The following is a 17736-nucleotide window of genomic DNA, read 5'->3' on the forward strand; positions in this document are numbered from 1 at the left end:
AGGCTCCGGCTAGGCATTATCCTTCCCATCACCCTCCGCTGGCCCGTCGCCGGGACCCTCGTCGAGATACTCACCGGTCGCGTAGTCGTAACCGACGGGGTTGCCGTCCTCGTCCGTGCGCTGGTACCACTCCGTGAGTTCCTGGGTGGTGGAGTCGAAGTGCGCGGCCACCGAGTAGGACGACTCGACGTCGGTCTGCTCGACCGCCAACGCGAAGTCGTCGCCGTACTCGTCGACGCCGTGCCGGACGGCCTCGGTGACGGCGATGCGGGCGTACTCGTCGCGGATCGCCAGCGGGTCGGTGCGGAGCTCCCTGACCATCGCCACGCACATCACGACCAGCACCACCGCGAACGGCAACGCCGCGACCACGACGAGGTTCTGCAGCCCCTGCAGCGCGTTCGCCCCCCCGAACATCAGGATGACCACCGCGATGCCGGCCATGCACACGGCCCAGAAGGCGGTGATCAGCCGGTTCGGCTCGGGGTTCCCGCGCTGCGAGAACTGCGAGTTGACCAGCGAAGCCGAGTCGGCCGACGTGATGAAGAACACGGCGAGCATCACCACGACGACCGGGGCGACGATGGCCCCGCCGGGCAGCTCGGCCAGGACGGAGAAGATCGACGACTCGGGCGCAGGCAGGCTGGCCGCCGTGCCGTCAGGGGCGAGCGTGCCCGACGTGCGCTGCACCCAGATCGCGGTGCCGCCGAGCACCACGAAGGCCACCACGATGATGGTCGAGGGGATGAACAGCACGCCGAGCACGAACTGGCGGATGGTGCGGCCGCGGGAGATCTTGGCGACGAAGACGCCGACGAAGGGCGCCCAGCTGACCCACCACGCCCAGTAGAACGTCGTCCAGCTCGACAGGAACTCCTCGGTGGCCGCGCCGTCAGCCATGTTGGCGCTGAGCATCGACGGCAGGGAGCCGATGTAGTCGGTGATGACGCCGGGGATGAGGTTGGCGAGCAGTGCGGTGGGGCCGGCGACGAACACGAAGATGGCCAGCCCGACGGCGAGGATCATGTTGATGTTGGACAGCATCCGGATGCCCTTGGCGATGCCCGACACGGCCGAGATGATCGTGCCGATCGTGAGCAGGACGATGATCATCATCGCAAGGGTGTTGCCCGTGGTGCCGATCCCGGTCACGATCTCGGTGCCGTGCGCGATCTGCATAGCGCCGATGCCGAGCGACGCGGCGGTGCCGAACAGCGTGGCGATGATCGCCAACCCGTCGATGATGCGCGACGGCAGGCTGGTGGTCGTGCCCCGATCACCGAACAGCGGCGCCAGCACGGAACTCATGAGCGGCACCCGGCCGCGGCGGTACGACGCGTACGCCACGGAGAGGCCGACGACGGCGTAGATCGCCCAGGCGTTGATGCCCCAGTGGAACGCGGACGTCACGAGCGCGCCGCGCAGCGCCTCGTCGGAGGCCGCCTTGTAGGCGCCGGGCAGCGGCGACAGGTAGTGCGACAGCGGCTCGTACGTGCCGAAGAAGATGATGCCGATGCCGATGCCCGCGGCGAACAGCATCGCCGTCCACGAGGCTGTCGAGTATTCGGCCTTGTCACCGTCGAGCCCGAGCGGGATGCGGCCGTATCTCGTGCAGGCGAGCACGATCAGGAACACCATCAGCACCGCGGCGAGCGAGTTGAACACCCAGCCGAGGTTCGTCATGACCCAGCCCAGCGCCGCGCTGGACGTGTCCAGCACGACCGTCGGGGCCGCGATGCCCCACACGATGAAGGCGACGATCAGGGTGCCGACGACGACGAAGAGCCGTCTGTCGACGCCGTAGCGGACGCGCTGGTCCTCGATCGAGACACCCGGAACGAGCGCCGGGTGCATCGAGTGGGGGTAGTTCACCTCCCTCAGGAACTCCTTGGCCCGGGCTCGGTTGCGTCCGGGCGTGGCGTTGCCAGAGTGGGGGGACATGCGTCTCCTTGGGTCGACACACAGCTGTTCGCCCCGCTGCCGGGTGGTGCCCCGTCGCGCGGACGCGGCGGGGTCGGCTACTCGCCGGAGAGCCCCTCGAGCCACGAACCGTCGGCGGCGCCGGGCATGGGGGTCTCTGCGTCCTCGTCGGGGACGCTGCAGTCGGAGGTCTCGCCCGCGGCGGGGCCGAACTCCTTGCCGTCGAAGACGTTCTTCTTCACGAAGTCGTAGTACGCGTCGTAGCGGCCCGTGTCATAGGGGTTGTTGAGCGCGCAGCGGCCGACGTAGTAGCCGACGACGTCGGCCCAGGTCTCCGTGACCGACGAGCCTGCGTAGTCCGAGAAGCGACCCTCCTGCGCGTAGAGAGCCAGGAACTTCTTCCAGTAGGCGGGGCTGGAAAAGCGGTCGGAGTTCAGCACGTGCGCGAGCTCGTGGACGACGAGCCGGGTCAGGCGACCCTCGTCGTCGGCGGCGATGGCCTGCTTGAACTTCGTGAAGTCGAACGAGACGTTGCCGGTCTTCGTGAGGCTCCAGTCGCCCCAGGCATAGCCGCTGATCGACGTCGCGTTCAGGCCGACGTTGCCGTCGACCTTGTCCTGCAGATCGTCGATGTAGGACGTGCACTCCATCGCGTCGATGGTCTCCCACACGATGCGGATGGACTCGCGGTTGGCCTCGGTCCAGCCGGAGCCGGTCAGCTCGAACCCGTAGTACTTCGTCAGCTTCTTCTTGATGCTGGAGATGGAGTCGTCGGCGGGGAACGCGTGCGTGGTGACGCAGGGTGCGGGGATGCCGGTGATGGGCGCGACGGGCTCCGGAGCGACGGGCAGCGCCTGTGCTGACAGTGCGGTGACGGATCCGACGGCGACGGCGAGAGCCGTTGCGGCCGCTGCGATCCATCTGCGCAAGGTTGCTCCTACTGACTGTCGTGGATGAGGACCAAGATTCTCTCAGGATTCTCAGAAAGTCAAGTTGGACGGGGCTGACTAGCCATTCTTGCTGCGGAGGGGGACATTGATCGTCCAGGAAGCAGCTGCGCAAACCGCTCAGCCGGACGTGCGCCTGCGGACGTCAGCCCCCGAGCGCAGTGGAGCCTCGCCGGCCGGGCACTACTCGCCGACGCTGCCCCGATACCGACGCCCGCGCACCCCGTTGTCGGCCGTCGGTCTCGGCGTCCGGATGCCGGAAGTTGTCAACAGCCGTCGGCAGGGCCGCGCAATGACCCGTTGCGGGACGTAGATTCTCGCCTCCAAGGGAGGAGCGACGATGCACAGACCCCAGCGGCCACCCACACCCGCGCCGGCGAGGCCGGACGGGGTCCAGTTGCGAGCCCAGCGCAGCCCGCGGCTGATCGCGCTGGGGGTCCTGCTCGTCGTCCTCGGCGGCATCGCCGCCGCCAGCCTGTACGCGGCCAACACGCACCACCGCAGCGTGGTCGCGATGGCAGCTGACGTCACACGTGGCCAGGTCATCGGGCGCGAGTCGCTGACGGTGGTCGAGGTCCCCGAGACCCTGGCGACCCAGGCGCTCGACGGTGAACGGATCGACGAGATGGTCGGCCAGCACGCCCTCACGGACCTCCCGGCGGGCGCGTTCCCGCTGCCCGGGCACGTCGGCGACGACCCGCTGCCCGACGGTCAGGGACTGGTGGGACTCAAACTCATGCCGGGCCGGCTGCCCGCCTCGGAGGTGGTCCCCGGCACGGAGCTGCTGGTCGTGTCGCTCGCCGAGGCGGACACCACGGCCGTCGAGGCCACGGCCGCCTCGTCGCCCGTGTTCCTCGACGACGGCGTGACCGTCGCCCTCGACATCCGCGTGGCCGACGCGGATGCCGCGACGGTGGCCCGGCTCGCGGCCACCGACCTGGTGGCCGTCGTCGTGACAGGGGTGGCGTGATGGCTGTTCTCGTCCTCTGTTCCCCCGTTGGCTCGCCCGGCGCGACGACGACAGCGCTGGGGCTCGCGCTCGGCTGGCCGCGCGACGTGCTGCTCGCCGACTGCGACCGAGACCCGTCACAGGCCGTGCTCGCCGGATACCTCCGCGGGCTCGACGCCGGAGGCCGGTCGCTGGTGGGGCTCGCGCAGGTGTATCGGGAGGCGGGAGCGCTGGAGTCGGACCTGCTGCGCCATTGCGTACCGCTCAACCAGGACGGCCATGCCCAGCGTCGCCACCTGCCGGGCTTCACGTCCGCCGGCACCGCCCGCCTGTTCGAACACGTGTGGGGACCGCTGGGCGAGGCCTTCGCCTCGCTCGACAGGCGCGGTATCGACGTCATCGTCGACGCGGGCCGCGTGACCCACCACGGCCTCCCGTTGGCGCTCCTCACCTCGGCGGACGCGGTCGTGGTGTGCGTGCGGTCGTCACTGCGGTCGCTCGCCGGCCTGCGGATCCATCTCGCAACGCTGTCGGACCAGCTGGCCTCGCTGCCGGTGCCCGTCGGTCTGGGGCTCGCCGTCGTCGGCCCGGACCGGCCATACTCGAGCGGGGAGATCGCCGCCCAGTTCGGCGTCCCGGTGTGGGCCAGGCCGCCCTGGGATCCGCGCGCCGCGGCCGTCCTGAGCGACGGCGAGGACGAGCCCCGCCACTTCTCCTCGTCACGGCTGCTCGGCGCGCTCCGCGACGACGCCAGGGTCATCTCGGAGCGCCTCGCTAGGGGCCGGGAGCGCGCCTCGGGGATGGTCCCGGCATGAGTGTCGACGAGATCGGCTCCCTCGCAGGTGCCCTGAACCAGCTGGGCGTCACCTACGACCCGGTCGCCCTCCCGTCGCCCGGCCCCACCCCGACCGTCACCGTCCTCGGCGATGTCCCCACGGTCGACTGGGCGCTGGTGGTGCCGCTGCGCCGCGAGGCGGCCGACGCCATTGCCAGAGCGGCGGACGCCTGGCTGAGCGACCACGGGCGGCCGATGCCCGAGGAGGACCGTCGCGTGCGCGGCCGCGCGATCATCCGCTCGGTGGTCCACGCACACGCCCAGGCCCTGAGTGAGAGGGGCGAGGCGCTGTGGCCCATCGACCTCGAGAACCGGCATGCTGACGCCGTCGAGAACGCCATCTTCGGCTATGGGCGGCTGCAGCCCCTGTTCGAACTGCAGACCGCGGAGAACATCGAGATCAACGGGCACGACAACGTGTGGGTGCAGCACTCCGACGGGCGGCGGGTCGCGCATCCTCCGGTGGCAGACAGCGACGAGGAGCTGATCGAGGCCATCCGCTTCCTCGGGGAGACGGCTGCTCCCCCACGGCCGTTCGACGACCTGCACCCCACGATGACGCTGGCGCTGGGCAACCGGTTCCGGCTGCACGCCATCGGCTTCGGGCTGTCGTTCCGCCCGAGCATCGTCATCAGGCAGCACCTGCTGACCGACGTCACCCTCGCCGACCTCGCCGAGGACGGCATGCTGCCCGCCTCCGTCGCCCGGCTGCTGCAGGCCGCGGTGCTCGCGCGTCGCTCGATCGTGATCTCCGGGGACCAGGGCGCGGGCAAGACGACGCTGCTGCGGGCGCTGATCGCCGCCATCCACCCCAACGAGAGGTTCGGGACGCTTGAGACGGACTACGAACTGCTCACCCACCTGCTCGCCAACCGTCCGAACGTGCTGGCGCTGCAGGCCAGGGTCGGAATGGGCGAAAACTCGGGGGGCGCCGCCGTCGGGTCCTACACCGTCGCCGACCTGATCCCGGAGGCGCTGCGCCAGAACCTCACCCGGCTGGTCGTCGGCGAGGTGCGCGGCGAAGAGGCAGGGGCGATGTTCGAGGCCATGCAGTCAGGCACGAGCGCTTTACAGTTATACCCATGGACGTCCTCGTGTACACCCGCATCTCCCGCGACACCACCGGCATGGCCGCCGGCGTCCAGCGCCAGGAGGCGGACTGCCGGGCACTCGCGGCAAGCCACGGCTGGACCATCACATCAGTCCACACCGACAACGACACAAGTGCCTACAGCGGCACCCCGCGCCCCGGCTACCAGGCCGTCCTCGACGAGCTTCGCCAGGGCTCGGTCGGTGCCGTCGTCGTCTGGCACGTCGACCGCCTCTACCGCCGCGTCACCGACCTCGAGGAGTACATCGCGGCCTGCCAGGTCCACGGCGTCCCCACCTACTCCGTCCAGGCCGGCCCGCTCGACCTGACCACACCCAGCGGCCGCATGATCGCCCGCCAGCTCGGCGCCGTCGCCCAATACGAGTCAGAGCAGAAAGGCGAGCGCCAGCGCCGCGCCAACCAGCAACGAGCCCAGCAAGGACGCAACCCCACCACCCGACGCTGCTTCGGCTACGAGCCAGACGGCCTCACTCTGCGCCCCGCGGAGGCTGACGCGATCCGCGACGCCTACCAGGCACTCCTCGCCGGCGCGAGCCTCGGCGAGATCGCCCGCATGTGGAACGCCGCCGGCCTCCACGGCCCGCAAGGAGCGATCCGCCTCCCGGCCGACGTCAAGGCCGAGTGGGAGACGGCCAAGGCCGCGGCACGGGCCGCTGGCGAGCCGATGCCGCCGCGGCCATTCGTGCCCTGCGACTGGACCGGATCTGTCGTGAGCCGAACGCTGCGACTCCCCCGCCTGGCTGGACTGAGACGGTACCGCGGGGAACTCGTCAGAGATCCGGCCACCGGCGAGCTCGTCCGCGGCGTGTGGTCGGCCATCGTCGACCTCGAGACCTGGCGCGCCGCCCAGGACGTCCTCAACGCCCCCGATCGGCAACAGTTCCCGTCTGCCGAGCGGCAGCTCCTATCAGGGCTGGCCCTGTGCGGCGAGTGCGGCGCCACGATGCAGTCCGGTGGCACGCGGGGCGGCCGCCGGCGGATCCGCTGCTCGAGCAAGTCGTCGCACGCCTACCGCGAGTCCGAGCCCATCGACACCTACGTCGAAGCCGTCATCATCGAGCGCCTCTCCCGCCCCGATGCACGGGAGCTACTGAGCCCACCCACCCCTGAGGTCGACGTCGACGGGATCCGCGCCGAGCTCCGCGCCCTGGCGGTGCGTCAGGAGGAGCTCGCCGAGGGGTTCGCCGACGGGGCCGTGACCTTGGCGCAGCTCCGCACCGCGAACGAACGCATCGACGAGACCCGCGCCCAGCTAGAGGGGTCACTCCCCTCACCCGAGAACGCTGTCCTCCGCCGCCTGGTCGACGCCGACGACGTGCCCCAAGCGTGGGCGAACCTTCGCCAGGAGGACAAGCGCTCTGCGATCGGCGCGCTCGCTGTCGTAGAGATCCTCGCGCCAGGGACGAAGGAGAAGGCGTACCTGGATTGGCGGGCGCGGGTGCTGAATCCGGAGAGTCTCCGGATCACCTGGCGTCAGGGCAGGTAGAGGTCGGCGGGGCGAGCGTCAATCAGTGCGCGCTCGCGCAGGGGCGGCGCCGTTGATCATAAGTAAGGACCCCAGGCGTTGAGTTCGTCCTCGACCGCGTCGTAGGCGCGCATGGCGTTGCCCGCAGCCGTGGTGCAGTCGTCAGTGTCCGCCTCGTCGCCCATCGTGCCGCACTGCTCATCCATCCGAGCGAGCACAACCTTCAGTAATGCGTTGCGGGTGTCGTAGACCAGATCGGCGATCGAAGCTGGCACCTCTCCCAGTGCGTCGAGCTCATCGACGGCGGTCGAGGCACGTAGCGCCATGGTCGACTCCTGCGCGTAGCAGATCTTCGCCTCGGCCGACTCGGTGGGATCGTCCATGTTGCCCATAGTCCACCTAAATCGGCAGTCGCCCGCGCCGTCGATCACCTCGCGCCACTCGGTCTCATACTTCGCAATGACGCTGGCGTACTGCTCGATCGTCGGGCCAGTCTCGGTCGGCGTGGGGCTCGGTTCGGGCGCTGGGCTGCTCGTGGCAGCAGCGGGGCTGGTCTCGGCGGTGTCAGTCTGGGCCCCGCAGCCAGCGAGCAGCAGAACGGCCACTGCGGCGAGCCCGATCGTCTTCTTCATCATGGGGTTCCTCTCCATCGCCACCTTCGCGACGAGTCGGTTTCATCGTGGCACAGCTCACTGACAGATTCCCTTGTGGGGCCAGTTTCAGGGCAGGTAGAGGTCGGCGAGGCGGGCGTCGATGATGGCGCGCTCGTCGTCGTCGAGCTGCTCGGCGCGGGTCGTCACGGTCGCTGCGTCGACGTCGAGCAGGTCGGCGATCACCAGAGGGTGCCTCGACCAGGCAGCGGCGTCCGCGAGCCGTGGCACGTCGACGAGAAGCTTGGCCGCTGTCGCCCGCACCGCGGCCTCCTCGCGGGCTAGGCGGCGGCGCTGGAACGGGCCTCGCCACGCATGGACGAGCTCGTGGGTGAGAACGGCGCGCTGCTCAGCGGACGTCAGGCCGGGGTCGAGGGTGATTGTCTCCCGGCCCCAGTCGCATCGGCCGCGGCGGGGCGTGGGTGCGATGCGCAGGCTCCATCCGAGGTGGTCGAGTGCGGTCCAAGGGTCGAACATGTCCCCATCGTGGCGAGGAGGTCCGACAAGGGCGGGCGGCCGGCTCATGGGTATTCGATGCACCGAATCCAGACAGCACTGTGGGCCCCGCAGATGCGGGGCCCACAGGCAAGTATGTTCGCGCTCAAACCATAGCGCACAGTCAATGCGGGTCATTGACCGAGCCGGTGGGTGCTGGGTCACGCCCAAGGCCACCGTCTAGCCATGAGTATGCCTGATGACCGTCTCAAGTTCAACCCGGCTTCAGGCTCTCCCCATGGTGAGGATGTTGACTTTCCCCTCTCGGGCATCCGCAAAGGAGTCCAACTCGAGGGCCCGCCGGAGACGCGCCGATACTTTACCCTTGGGCGCGTCGTTGGACATCGGCGGCTCAGGAGTGCTCCCAGCCCATTGGCGCCGCTCGTAAGCGATCGCGCCGGCTATGACGTCTGCCACCTGGAGCAAGTTCGTGGACTGGGAGTCCATGTCGTAGCAAGCAACCAATGCGCGGTGTCCCAGCTTCCGATGCACGTCAGCATGAACCACCCTCGCAAGGCTGGCCCCCTGAGGCGTCTGGACCAGATCAATAACCGCATTCACCAACTCACCCTTGTTGATATTGGCAGCAATCAACTGCGCGGACATCCTCGCTTGGGTCCGCCACGTCTCCTTGCGTGCCGCAAAGGCCGCCGTCGAGTCGTAGACCGAGCCACCGACCCTCACGTCAGCTTCAGCGACAAGCTCAACGAGATCGTAGTAGAACAGCACGTGATCTCGGTTGATGGACCCAAACTTGGCCTCGCTGAAGAACTTGTGCTTCTGGCGCAGGTGTCTGATCTCACGATCCAGTTTTGCCGGCTCCCTCACCTTGATGAACCCAAGGACAAAGAACCCGCCGCGCGAGTTCCTGGCGCCGCTCTCATCGATGTAAATCGTGGACACGGGGACATCGTCTGGAAGATGGAACCAGTCCTCGCCGTCTCCCTCTCCGAAGAGGGTGTCCTGCTCGCTTGACGTCATCGCTTCGCGCCCCCACCAGATCCAGCCCTGAGCAGGGTTTCAACGTCGACTCCCGCCCCCCAATGACACAGCCCCACCCGCGCCTCCTCGGCATCGTCAGGAAGAGCCTGGTTGACCATTAGGACTCCCGCTCAACAAACTCACCGAGATCTTCCTCGGTCCACATGTCCTCGCGAACCACCACAGCCGGAGCCGGCGGGGAGAAATCAGGGCCAGCCACGCAATCAGCATCGGTCGCCCGGTACACGTGCTCAGAGATCCACCCGTCACTCAGGTCGCCGGCCTTCGCGGTGTCGAGCACGATGTCTGCCTTGATCTGGTTGCCCTTCACGAGGGCATGGCAAGCGACACTGATCCCTTCCTCGTCGCACAGCTTCACGAGCGGGAGGAAGTTCTCCGACATGTACGGGGTCAACTGCCCAATCACATCGCCGTACACACGGACCTCGATGCGCTCCTTGCCCTTGGCGATCGACGCCACGTGGAGCGTGGCCACGACCGGATGCTCGTTGTTCCCGTTCAGCAGCGCAGCGACTTCGTTGAGGTACCGCTCCTCCCCTGTGACCTGGACAACGGATCCGCGCGGCAGAAGCACATAGGCACCACTGGGCATCGGGCCGGGGGCTTCGATCTCGCTCAATGAGGGCAGCTTGACCTTGACGTTGGCACGCACGGTTCCGTAGTCGATCCGCGCCCACACGTTAGCTTGCACCTCAAGCTTGAGCCCTCGCTGCGCGAGCTCAGCCACGACCGTGGCATAGTTCGCAGCCTGCGGGTCGGTCAGGTTGCCGACCCACTCGCCTGCGACGACCACGGCCGGGGCCCTGAGCCCGCCAGACGGGACCAGGTGCGCTGGCACATCCTTGACTGATGTTCCTTCGACACCGAGTGTCACTCCGCGGCTGGCCATGAGCCGCGCGATCTCGCCCCGGTGGTCCGCCTCCCCCTCTATCTCAAACGTGTTGATACAGCGGCCCCACGGGACCAGGGGCGCAAACGCAACTGCATCACCTGCAGGGGCGAGAGACATGAACAACGCAGCAGGGAGCACTACTTCGGCTCGGTAATCGTCGAGGGTCGCCACGGTCTGGATCGTCTTAAGGTTGGCCTGGTCCATCGCCGGGGCGGCGAGGACTGCACGCTCACGAGGGACGTGACCGATCTTTCGAGTGCCGAGCGTGACGGCGATGGCGTTGGGGTCGTATTCGTTGCGCGGCTCACGCACCAGCGTGACCGTATGTCGACCTCTGCGGTTTCCCCAGCCGCTGTAGTGCTGAACCCCCACGACCGGGACTGTGGGCTCGTCCGGGAGGGCGCTAGGAAGCCCAACGTCCATGGGGTCTGAATGACTCGCCACGGGAGCCGGAGCCGGTGGCTGCTGTTGCGTGGTGAAGTACTGGGGCTGGATTTGCCCAGCGGGGCGCGCTACGGGGTTCTGGAGTCGACGCCTGAGGGGGACTCGCCACATGCCAGCAGCAAAGAGTGCTGCGATGAACAGCAACGGGCCGATCCCGGGAACGTTGCCGATGAGGATAGAGACCATGATGGCTGCGAACCAGTACCACCAGGGGTGGCGCATGGCCCACGCGGCGAATCTGTCCATGGTCACTTCTCTTCCTCGCCCTCATCCGGCTCGTCGCCGTCGCAGGCCGCCTGGTCGACCATCAGCGAGTCGTCCATCATCTTCTGCTGCTTCGCGGTGATGTGGCGCACGTTGTCGGGCTGGCCACCGCTGGGGGTGAACGCAGCACCCGCTTTTCCGACGTCGTGGGCCGCACCGCTGCCGCCGTCGTCACTCTTCTCAGCTTCTGGCTGCCGGCCATCACTGCTACCTCCAGTTCGCTTCGCACGTAGGAGGGCATCGACCATGCTCACGACGACCTGTCGCTCATGCTGATCGAGCCCCTGTGCGCGTTCTGGCAGCTCCCAGGGCCCGTAGTTGGGCTCTGCGCCGAGTGCGGCCCTGACGACGTCCTCCTTGACGGAGAGCATGGTCGCCAGGTCGCGGATCACACGTTCGTCGCGTGTGCCGCGTTGCTTGCCGTTGGCCAGGTTGCGCACGGTTTCATAGCTGATCGAGCCTTCGGGCAGACGCCGATGCAGGGCGAGCAGCGATGTGATCTGCAGCTCCCCCATGCGTCGAGCGATCAGCTCGGGGACGGTCTCGGTCATGCCGTAACCATGGCTCCTTGTGCGACAGGCCGCATTCGAACGGTAAGTGACTTGTACAAGCACAAAGTAGCCTACGGCGCTTCGGCACGTAGTCAGGCCGCACCCCTTGACTTGTACAAGTTACAAGTCCACACTTGATTGCAAGTTCCCCGCTTGTAAACAAGGAGACAGGAGAGCAAGATGAGGTCACGCATCCACTACCAAGGAGGTTGGATGAAAGTCACCGACCCGCAGCGGCTCGCACGACAGCGCCGCCGCCTGGGCTACACCCAGGCCGACCTGGCCAACCTGGTCGGCTGCACCCAGCAGTACATCTCCATGATCGAACGAGGCGCCGACCGCGACTGCTCCGAAGGCATGGCGCTCAGGATCGCCAACCGCCTCGATCTCGACCTGGAAGACGTCTTCGATGCTCGACCTTCCCTTCACGCGACCACAGTTCCAAGGTCCAAGCGTGGAACCAAGCGCCGGATGGCAGCCTGACCCCAACAAAGAGAAACGCCCCCGCCTGGAGCTAACAGGCGAGGGCAACAACCCCAGAAAGGAGTCGGATCACATGACTCAGAGTACCAACCCCGACACCACCGCCCGACGTTGGCTGCCGATCGTCGAAGCCGCCGGCTACGTCGGACTATCCCGCAGTTCGCTCGAACGACTCATCGCTCAGGGCAAGCTCACCCGCTACAAGGCTCGGAGCCGCGTGCTCGTCGACCTGGACGAGCTCGACGCCCTCGTTGTCCAGAGTGCAATGCCTTCGACCAGTGACAACGCCAGAGCAACGAGCCCTCGGCCCCGCAGGAAGAACCAGCACACCCCTGCTCCGGTGGCCGCGGAAGCTGCCTCCGACCCGACGCCCGGGACCCAGCAGCTCCGGTACGCGATGGGCTGCTTTGAGCAGATCATCGACGGCCTGCTCATCAAGTGGAGCGTCGACACGGGATTCCTGTCCGACGGGAATCGGTTCGTGAACTTCGTCCGTGCCGTCTACAAGGAGAACGGCGATCACGACGCGTTCCGTACCCACAGCGCTCTCGCCGAGTTCCCGTGCGATGAGCAGCCCCCCGCCCATATCGCCGCCGCGATGCTGGCCGTCATCGGCGCGGTGACCGCATGAGTGCCGTCAAGCAGCTCGCCTGCGACGAGCGCCACACCGCCATCACCACACAGGCCGCCCAGGCCGCGCAGCGCGCCTACATCCGCGCCCTCGTCGACACCGCGCCACAGCTGAGCGCCGACCAGGCCGCCGTCATCACCCGCGCATTCCGAAGGAGACTCGCATGAGCTACCAGCGCATCCACGCCCAGACCACCGGCATGAAGAACGGCGTCCGGATCTTCCGCGACGTCGAACTCGACATCAACCCCGACCGCACCGAGTACGACTTCATCCCGGCGACGTACAGCCGGCCCGCCCTGGCCCGCGTCCACCGCCGCGTGTACCGCGAGTTCGGCCGCTACGACGTCCTCCCCGAGCTGGTCGTCCAGGACTCCATCGAGGTGATCGCATGAGCATCACCGGACTGATCCTCCACGCCCTCGACCATACCCCCAGCTTCGTAGAGGTCCCCGACGGCGACTACCGCGCCATGGCGGACGTCCTCGGCTGCCAGTACATCGAGCACGTCCGCACCCGCATCCCCGGCGTCGCCATGATCGTCGACGATGAGGGCGCGCTCGACGAGAACCGGCAGCTGAACCTGGGCGCCGCGTTCACCCTCTACCCCGGCCGCATCTTCGGCGACGTCCTGGTCTTCTCCGAGGTCGACGGCCCCGAAGGCCGCGACGTCACCACCCTGACCCCCGAGCACATGCTCGCCGTTTGCAACCGCCTCGGCGTCCGCCATGTCGTCGGCCTCGGCCGGGAGTTCAACGCCGACGAGCCCACCGAAGACCTCGGCCTGCACCGCCTCGTTGAGAGGGGTGAAGCATGAGCCCCCTCGACGTCCTGCGCGACGACCACGACGACCTCGACGACTTCCTGGCCGACCACCACCACAGCGTGGAACTCGTGTCAGAACTGCTGACGGTCCTCGTCCTCCTGATCACCGTCGCCACCCTCATCGGGCTCGCATGGCTGGCCGTCGGGTGGTGGACCGCATGACCCGCGACGTCCGACACCTCGTCCACCCCATCCTCCCCACCGCCGCAGAGATCGCCGCGGCCGCCTCGATCGTCCTGACCGTCGTCGGCCTCCTGGTCGTCGCGTGGACGCTCACGGACTGGTGGCCGTGGTCATGAGTGGCGAACCGATCTGGACGATCATCGACACCTGCACACACGGCGTCACCCACCACCACGGCACGCGCCTTGGGTACATCCGTGACCACTGCCGCTGCGACGCCTGCCGCGCAGCCGCAGCGCACTACGAGCAGGCGCGACGCCGCCGCAACGCCTACGGCCGCAGCCACCTCGTCGACGCCACCCCAGCCCGCCAACACGTCCGTGCACTCATGGCCCAGGGCATGGGATGGAAGCGGATCGCCACGTTCTGCGGCGTCGCCGCCTCGACGCTCGGACCAATCCTGTACGGCGCCTACCCCGACCAGCCGAACCACCCTGACCACCGGCCCCCGCGCCTCCAGATCAGCCGGGAGCTGTCGGCGAAGCTCCTGGCCGTCGGGCTCGATGTCGCCCCCGGCGTGCGGGTCGACGCCACCGGGGTCCGCCGCCGCGTCCAGGCCCTCGTCGCCGCCGGCTGGTCCAAGCAGCAGATCGCGAGACGGCTCGGCATCGCCCCCGGCAACATGAACCTGGACATCGCCGCCACAGTCACAGGAAACACCCGGGACCGCGTCATCGAGCTCTACAACACGATGCGCCGCGAGGCACCTCCTGCCGATGACCAGTACGGGCGCTCCGCCGCGACCCGCTCACGCAATTACGCCCAGACGCGCGGCTGGGTGACGGCCGACGCGTGGGACGCCGAGAGTATCGACAATCCACGCGCGACCCCGATGCCCACCGACCCGGCATCCGTAGCTGCCCGTCGCGCAGCGCTACGCGGACGGCGGGCGGCATGAGCGGCTCCTGCTGGCACGACGGCCCCGACCACTGCCCCGGCTGCCGACACTGCGCCGACTCCTGGGGCGACCCCGACGAACCGCCAGTGCGCCACTACCGCAGCATCGCCGACTTCTCGTGGACCCCGGTCCACGTCCCCGAACCCGACTTCTAGAAAGGACCGATCGAATGAGAATCGTCGGACTCGACCTCAGCCTCACCGCCACCGGCGTCGCCATCATCGACGACGGCCAGGTCAACGTCGCCACCATCCGCTCCGCAGGGCGCAAGGGCGACAGCCTCCTGCAGCGATCCGACCGCCTTGGCTGGCTCGCTCGCGAGATCGGCGGCCGCGCCCACAGCGCCGACCTGGTCGTCGTCGAACAGCCCGCCTACGCGGCCGTCACCGGCCACCACCACGATCGCTCCGGCCTGTGGTGGCTCGTCATCGATTACCTCTCCTACGACAACTCCATCCCCGTCGCCGAGGTTGCCCCCGGCACCCTGAAGAAGTTCGTCTCCGGCCGAGGCAACGCAGGCAAGGACGAGATGTTGCTCGCCGCAGCCCACCGCTTCGCGCGCCTCGCGACGCTGTCCACCAACGACGAAGCCGACGCCCTCGGCCTCGCACTCATGGGCGCCGAGCAGCTCGGCGTCGGCCTGGTCGACCTGCCCGCCAAGCACCGCGAGGCGCTGAAGGCGGTCCGCTGGCCCGAGGCGGTCCTCGCATGATCCGCCTCCGCTACCGCGTCCGCGTCACCCCCAGAGCGTCCAGGTACTGGATCTACTGCCCCGGCTGCGACCTGGCAGTCCTGTGGCCTGGTCCGCCCTTCTGGGTTGCCCGCCGGCACGCCGAGGTCTGCCCGAAGCTCCGCCGCCTCAACAGCCGCTACCTCCACGCCTGCGTGAACTGCGCGCAGCTGCCCGTCGACGAGCGCCGCGACTGCGTCGTGTGCCTCGGCCGCGGCTGGCTCCCCAACACCACTGACACCACCAACACCAAGGAGTCCCGATGACCATGACCGACTGGGACGTCGTCCCGCCCATCGAAGCGTCCTCCGATGGCACCCACCGGCCCCAGGTCTGCACCAGCTGCGACCTGTGGCAGCTCGCGGCATCCGTCTGCCCCAACTGCCACTGGCACAAGCACTGGGCCGCGCAGGAGGTCCTGCTGTGACCGGCTGCCCCGCCCTCCACGTCCTCGCCGGAACCCTCTACCGCACCACCCCGTCGGGCCGTCTCGTGCCCCGCGAACCGGAGCACGCCGTCGACCCGGAGACGGGCCGCTGCGGGCATTGCCACACCACCGTCATCACCACCATCAAGCGAAAGGCACGCAGATGACCGACCACACAGCCGAATCCCGCCGGGCCATCGACACGGTGCGCGACTGGCAGGAGCGCGAGGGCGAGACCGACGCGACCATGCTCGCCGAGGCCGGGATCGCGCAGGCCGAGGCGACCCTCGCCCTGGTCGAGCAGGCCCGCGTCGCCAACCTGATCGGCCTCGAGGCCCGCCGCCTGGACGCCTACGACGCGTGCGGGCCCGTCTTCGGCCGCAACAACCTGCTGTGGCGAGACGGCCCCACCCCCGAGAGCGACATGATCCTCCGCCCCGACATCGCCGCAGCCCTGCGGCTCGGCCAGGAGGACTGCGATGAGTGACCTGACCGCATTGCAGACCCGCGCGGAACAGCGCCTCGCAGTGAACCGGCTCGGCACGCTGACAGCCCGCGAAACCGACCTCGACCTCGTAGTGATCCGCGACCTCCTCGACGAGACGCGCCGCCTTCAGGCGGCCGTCGCCAACTGGGAGCTCTGGGCAGACAACCTCACCCCGCGGTGCTGCTGCGGGAACTGCTACCCGTGAGCCCCCTGAACGTCACCCGCCTCTGCTCCTGGTGCGGACACCGCCGCCACGGCCCCACCTGCCCCGCCGACATCCAAACCGGCACCACGAAGGCCCCACGCCCACAGCCCTGCCCCTGCAGGAAAGGACACCAACCATGACCACCACTTCCGACCCGGCACTGCTGGCCGCCGAATACCTCGACCTCCGCGACCGCATCGCCGAACTCAAGACCCGCCAGGACCAGCTCGCCGCCCAGCTCCGCAACCTCGGAGCCGGCAGGCACACCGCCGGCAACCTGACCGTCACCCTCACCCCCGCCAAGCGCTTCAACCCCGACCAGGCCCGAACCATCCTCGCCGCCAACCCCGACCTCCTCGCGGCCTGCTCCGACACCGTCATCTCCGCCACCAAGGCCAAGGCCGTACTCCCACCCGCAATCTACGAAGCCTGCTCCGTCGAAGCAGGCGATCTGAGACTGGCCGTCCGCTGATGACCATCGACAAGCAGATCCTCACCCCGCTCCCCGGGCAGCACGTCTCCATCGCCCCAGGCGAAGGCGTGTTCCCCGAGATCATGAACAAGATCAACGGCGCGATCTCCAACCACCCCCGCTCCCTCCAGAAGCGCATCGGACCCTCCGAGATCGGACACCCCTGCGCCCGCAAGCTGGCCTACAAACTCCTCGGACAACCCGAACGCACCGACCTGCCCCCGAACTGGAAAGCGACCGTCGGCACCGCCGTCCACGGCTGGATGGAAGACGTCTTCGACGCCGACAACCTCGCCACCGCCCACCTCCTCGACGGCCAGGAACGCTGGTACATCGAGTCGCGCGTCTCCGTCGGAGAGGTCGGCGGCGTCGAGATCACCGGATCCTCAGACCTGTTCGACCGCGTCACCCTCTCCAACTGGGACTGGAAGGTCGTCGGCCCCTACCAACTCGACAAGTACAAGCGCCAAGGCCCCTCCGAGGTCTACCGCGCCCAGGCCCACCTCTACGGCCGCGGCTGGTGGAGAGCCGGCATCGGCTGCGCCTCCGTCAACATCGTGTTCCTCGCCCGCAACGGAGACCTCTCCGACACCTACCACTGGAGCGAGCCCTACAACGAACAGGTCGCCCTCGACGCCCTCCAGCGCCTCGAAGGCATCAACAGCGCCGTGACCGCCTTCGGCCCCACAGCCCTCGACGTCCTCCCCACCGCCGACAGCTACTGCACCAACTGCGAGTTCTACAAGTTCCACTCCACCAACCTCGCCGAGGGCTGCCCCGGCGACCCGAAGGCTGCCGCCCGCCAGGACGCCAGCCGCACCAACCAACTCGGCGGCCTCATCCCCGCCGGCAAGTAACTGCAAGGAGCAGA

The 17736-nt window shown here is 68.2% G+C and carries 27 protein-coding genes and 1 pseudogene; 21 read left to right on the forward strand and 7 right to left on the reverse strand.

Annotated features, from left to right (window positions below):
- Positions 1 to 9: 9 nt before the first annotated feature.
- The gene (locus KDB89_RS13410) at positions 10 to 1941 is read right to left on the reverse strand and encodes a BCCT family transporter (RefSeq protein ID WP_219081847.1); all 1932 of its coding nucleotides are present in this window, start codon (positions 1939 to 1941) and stop codon (positions 10 to 12) included.
- A 77-nt stretch (positions 1942 to 2018) separates the two neighbouring features.
- Entirely contained in the window at positions 2019 to 2849 is an 831-nt protein-coding gene (locus tag KDB89_RS13415) for a hypothetical protein (protein WP_219081849.1), read from the reverse strand.
- A 358-nt stretch (positions 2850 to 3207) separates the two neighbouring features.
- Between KDB89_RS13415 and KDB89_RS13420 the strand changes: the two genes are divergently transcribed.
- From KDB89_RS13420 to KDB89_RS13435, 4 genes and pseudogenes are all read left to right on the forward strand, one after another.
- Positions 3208 to 3837: an SAF domain-containing protein gene (locus tag KDB89_RS13420; protein WP_219081851.1), complete on the forward strand. Its 630-nt coding sequence runs from the start codon at positions 3208 to 3210 to the stop codon at positions 3835 to 3837.
- Complete coding sequence (locus tag KDB89_RS13425; RefSeq protein WP_219081853.1) at positions 3837 to 4631, forward strand: CpaE/TadZ family protein; 795 nt, start codon at positions 3837 to 3839, stop codon at positions 4629 to 4631. The genes KDB89_RS13420 and KDB89_RS13425 overlap by 1 nt, the downstream gene beginning before the upstream one ends.
- A pseudogene (locus KDB89_RS13430) lies at positions 4628 to 5722 on the forward strand (TadA family conjugal transfer-associated ATPase); the annotation flags it as partial. The gene KDB89_RS13425 and the pseudogene KDB89_RS13430, both read left to right, overlap by 4 nt.
- A gap of 11 nt (positions 5723 to 5733) precedes the next feature.
- Positions 5734 to 7248, forward strand: coding sequence for a recombinase family protein (locus KDB89_RS13435; protein ID WP_219081854.1), 1515 nt, complete (start codon positions 5734 to 5736; stop codon positions 7246 to 7248).
- A 56-nt stretch (positions 7249 to 7304) separates the two neighbouring features.
- Here KDB89_RS13435 and KDB89_RS13440 read toward each other — a convergent pair whose 3' ends face one another.
- The 5 genes from KDB89_RS13440 to KDB89_RS13460 form a co-directional block, all read right to left on the reverse strand.
- The gene (locus KDB89_RS13440) at positions 7305 to 7859 is read right to left on the reverse strand and encodes a hypothetical protein (protein ID WP_219081856.1); all 555 of its coding nucleotides are present in this window, start codon (positions 7857 to 7859) and stop codon (positions 7305 to 7307) included.
- Between the two features lie 87 nt (positions 7860 to 7946).
- On the reverse strand, positions 7947 to 8354 hold the full coding sequence (locus tag KDB89_RS13445) for an ImmA/IrrE family metallo-endopeptidase (protein ID WP_219081859.1): 408 nt from the start codon (positions 8352 to 8354) through the stop codon (positions 7947 to 7949).
- A gap of 243 nt (positions 8355 to 8597) precedes the next feature.
- Positions 8598 to 9353, reverse strand: a complete 756-nt coding sequence (locus KDB89_RS13450; RefSeq protein WP_219081860.1) for a DUF3800 domain-containing protein — start codon at positions 9351 to 9353, stop codon at positions 8598 to 8600.
- A 118-nt stretch (positions 9354 to 9471) separates the two neighbouring features.
- On the reverse strand, positions 9472 to 10956 hold the full coding sequence (locus KDB89_RS13455; RefSeq protein WP_219081862.1) for an HIRAN domain-containing protein: 1485 nt from the start codon (positions 10954 to 10956) through the stop codon (positions 9472 to 9474).
- 2 nt (positions 10957 to 10958) lie between these two features.
- Positions 10959 to 11525, reverse strand: a complete 567-nt coding sequence (locus tag KDB89_RS13460; RefSeq protein ID WP_219081864.1) for a hypothetical protein — start codon at positions 11523 to 11525, stop codon at positions 10959 to 10961.
- 213 nt (positions 11526 to 11738) lie between these two features.
- Here KDB89_RS13460 and KDB89_RS13465 point away from each other — a divergent pair, with 213 nt between their 5' ends.
- The 17 genes from KDB89_RS13465 to KDB89_RS13545 all read left to right on the forward strand — a co-directional run bounded on the left by KDB89_RS13465 (position 11739) and on the right by KDB89_RS13545 (position 17722).
- Positions 11739 to 12008, forward strand: coding sequence for a helix-turn-helix transcriptional regulator (locus tag KDB89_RS13465; RefSeq protein ID WP_219081866.1), 270 nt, complete (start codon positions 11739 to 11741; stop codon positions 12006 to 12008).
- Between the two features lie 73 nt (positions 12009 to 12081).
- Positions 12082 to 12639: an excisionase family DNA-binding protein gene (locus KDB89_RS13470; protein WP_219081868.1), complete on the forward strand. Its 558-nt coding sequence runs from the start codon at positions 12082 to 12084 to the stop codon at positions 12637 to 12639.
- Positions 12636 to 12806, forward strand: a complete 171-nt coding sequence (locus tag KDB89_RS13475) for a hypothetical protein (protein WP_219081869.1) — start codon at positions 12636 to 12638, stop codon at positions 12804 to 12806. Before KDB89_RS13470 ends, KDB89_RS13475 begins: the two co-directional genes overlap by 4 nt.
- Positions 12803 to 13033, forward strand: a complete 231-nt coding sequence (locus KDB89_RS13480; protein ID WP_219081871.1) for a hypothetical protein — start codon at positions 12803 to 12805, stop codon at positions 13031 to 13033. Before KDB89_RS13475 ends, KDB89_RS13480 begins: the two co-directional genes overlap by 4 nt.
- On the forward strand, positions 13030 to 13455 hold the full coding sequence (locus tag KDB89_RS13485; RefSeq protein ID WP_219081873.1) for a DUF3846 domain-containing protein: 426 nt from the start codon (positions 13030 to 13032) through the stop codon (positions 13453 to 13455). Before KDB89_RS13480 ends, KDB89_RS13485 begins: the two co-directional genes overlap by 4 nt.
- Complete coding sequence (locus KDB89_RS13490; protein ID WP_219081875.1) at positions 13452 to 13625, forward strand: hypothetical protein; 174 nt, start codon at positions 13452 to 13454, stop codon at positions 13623 to 13625. The genes KDB89_RS13485 and KDB89_RS13490 overlap by 4 nt, the downstream gene beginning before the upstream one ends.
- The gene (locus tag KDB89_RS13495; protein WP_219081877.1) at positions 13622 to 13762 is read left to right on the forward strand and encodes a hypothetical protein; all 141 of its coding nucleotides are present in this window, start codon (positions 13622 to 13624) and stop codon (positions 13760 to 13762) included. The genes KDB89_RS13490 and KDB89_RS13495 overlap by 4 nt, the downstream gene beginning before the upstream one ends.
- Positions 13759 to 14544 (forward strand): hypothetical protein, encoded by a 786-nt coding sequence (locus KDB89_RS13500; protein WP_219081879.1) that lies wholly within the window; start codon positions 13759 to 13761, stop codon positions 14542 to 14544. The genes KDB89_RS13495 and KDB89_RS13500 overlap by 4 nt, the downstream gene beginning before the upstream one ends.
- Positions 14541 to 14699 (forward strand): hypothetical protein, encoded by a 159-nt coding sequence (locus KDB89_RS13505; RefSeq protein ID WP_219081881.1) that lies wholly within the window; start codon positions 14541 to 14543, stop codon positions 14697 to 14699. Before KDB89_RS13500 ends, KDB89_RS13505 begins: the two co-directional genes overlap by 4 nt.
- Positions 14700 to 14713: 14 nt before the next feature.
- The gene (locus KDB89_RS13510; protein ID WP_219081883.1) at positions 14714 to 15256 is read left to right on the forward strand and encodes a RuvC family protein; all 543 of its coding nucleotides are present in this window, start codon (positions 14714 to 14716) and stop codon (positions 15254 to 15256) included.
- A complete protein-coding gene (locus KDB89_RS13515) occupies positions 15253 to 15540 on the forward strand; it encodes a hypothetical protein (RefSeq protein WP_219081885.1) in 288 nt (95 codons plus the stop codon). The genes KDB89_RS13510 and KDB89_RS13515 overlap by 4 nt, the downstream gene beginning before the upstream one ends.
- A complete protein-coding gene (locus KDB89_RS13520; RefSeq protein ID WP_219081887.1) occupies positions 15537 to 15701 on the forward strand; it encodes a hypothetical protein in 165 nt (54 codons plus the stop codon). Before KDB89_RS13515 ends, KDB89_RS13520 begins: the two co-directional genes overlap by 4 nt.
- On the forward strand, positions 15698 to 15868 hold the full coding sequence (locus tag KDB89_RS13525) for a hypothetical protein (protein WP_219081889.1): 171 nt from the start codon (positions 15698 to 15700) through the stop codon (positions 15866 to 15868). Before KDB89_RS13520 ends, KDB89_RS13525 begins: the two co-directional genes overlap by 4 nt.
- Positions 15865 to 16188 (forward strand): hypothetical protein, encoded by a 324-nt coding sequence (locus KDB89_RS13530; protein ID WP_219081891.1) that lies wholly within the window; start codon positions 15865 to 15867, stop codon positions 16186 to 16188. Before KDB89_RS13525 ends, KDB89_RS13530 begins: the two co-directional genes overlap by 4 nt.
- On the forward strand, positions 16181 to 16393 hold the full coding sequence (locus KDB89_RS13535) for a hypothetical protein (protein ID WP_219081893.1): 213 nt from the start codon (positions 16181 to 16183) through the stop codon (positions 16391 to 16393). The genes KDB89_RS13530 and KDB89_RS13535 overlap by 8 nt, the downstream gene beginning before the upstream one ends.
- A gap of 136 nt (positions 16394 to 16529) precedes the next feature.
- On the forward strand, positions 16530 to 16865 hold the full coding sequence (locus KDB89_RS13540) for a hypothetical protein (protein ID WP_219081895.1): 336 nt from the start codon (positions 16530 to 16532) through the stop codon (positions 16863 to 16865).
- Positions 16865 to 17722 (forward strand): hypothetical protein, encoded by an 858-nt coding sequence (locus KDB89_RS13545; RefSeq protein ID WP_219081898.1) that lies wholly within the window; start codon positions 16865 to 16867, stop codon positions 17720 to 17722. The genes KDB89_RS13540 and KDB89_RS13545 overlap by 1 nt, the downstream gene beginning before the upstream one ends.
- Positions 17723 to 17736 lie beyond the last annotated feature (14 nt).

This window comes from Tessaracoccus palaemonis (assembly GCF_019316905.1).
GTDB lineage: Bacteria > Actinomycetota > Actinomycetes > Propionibacteriales > Propionibacteriaceae > Arachnia > Arachnia palaemonis.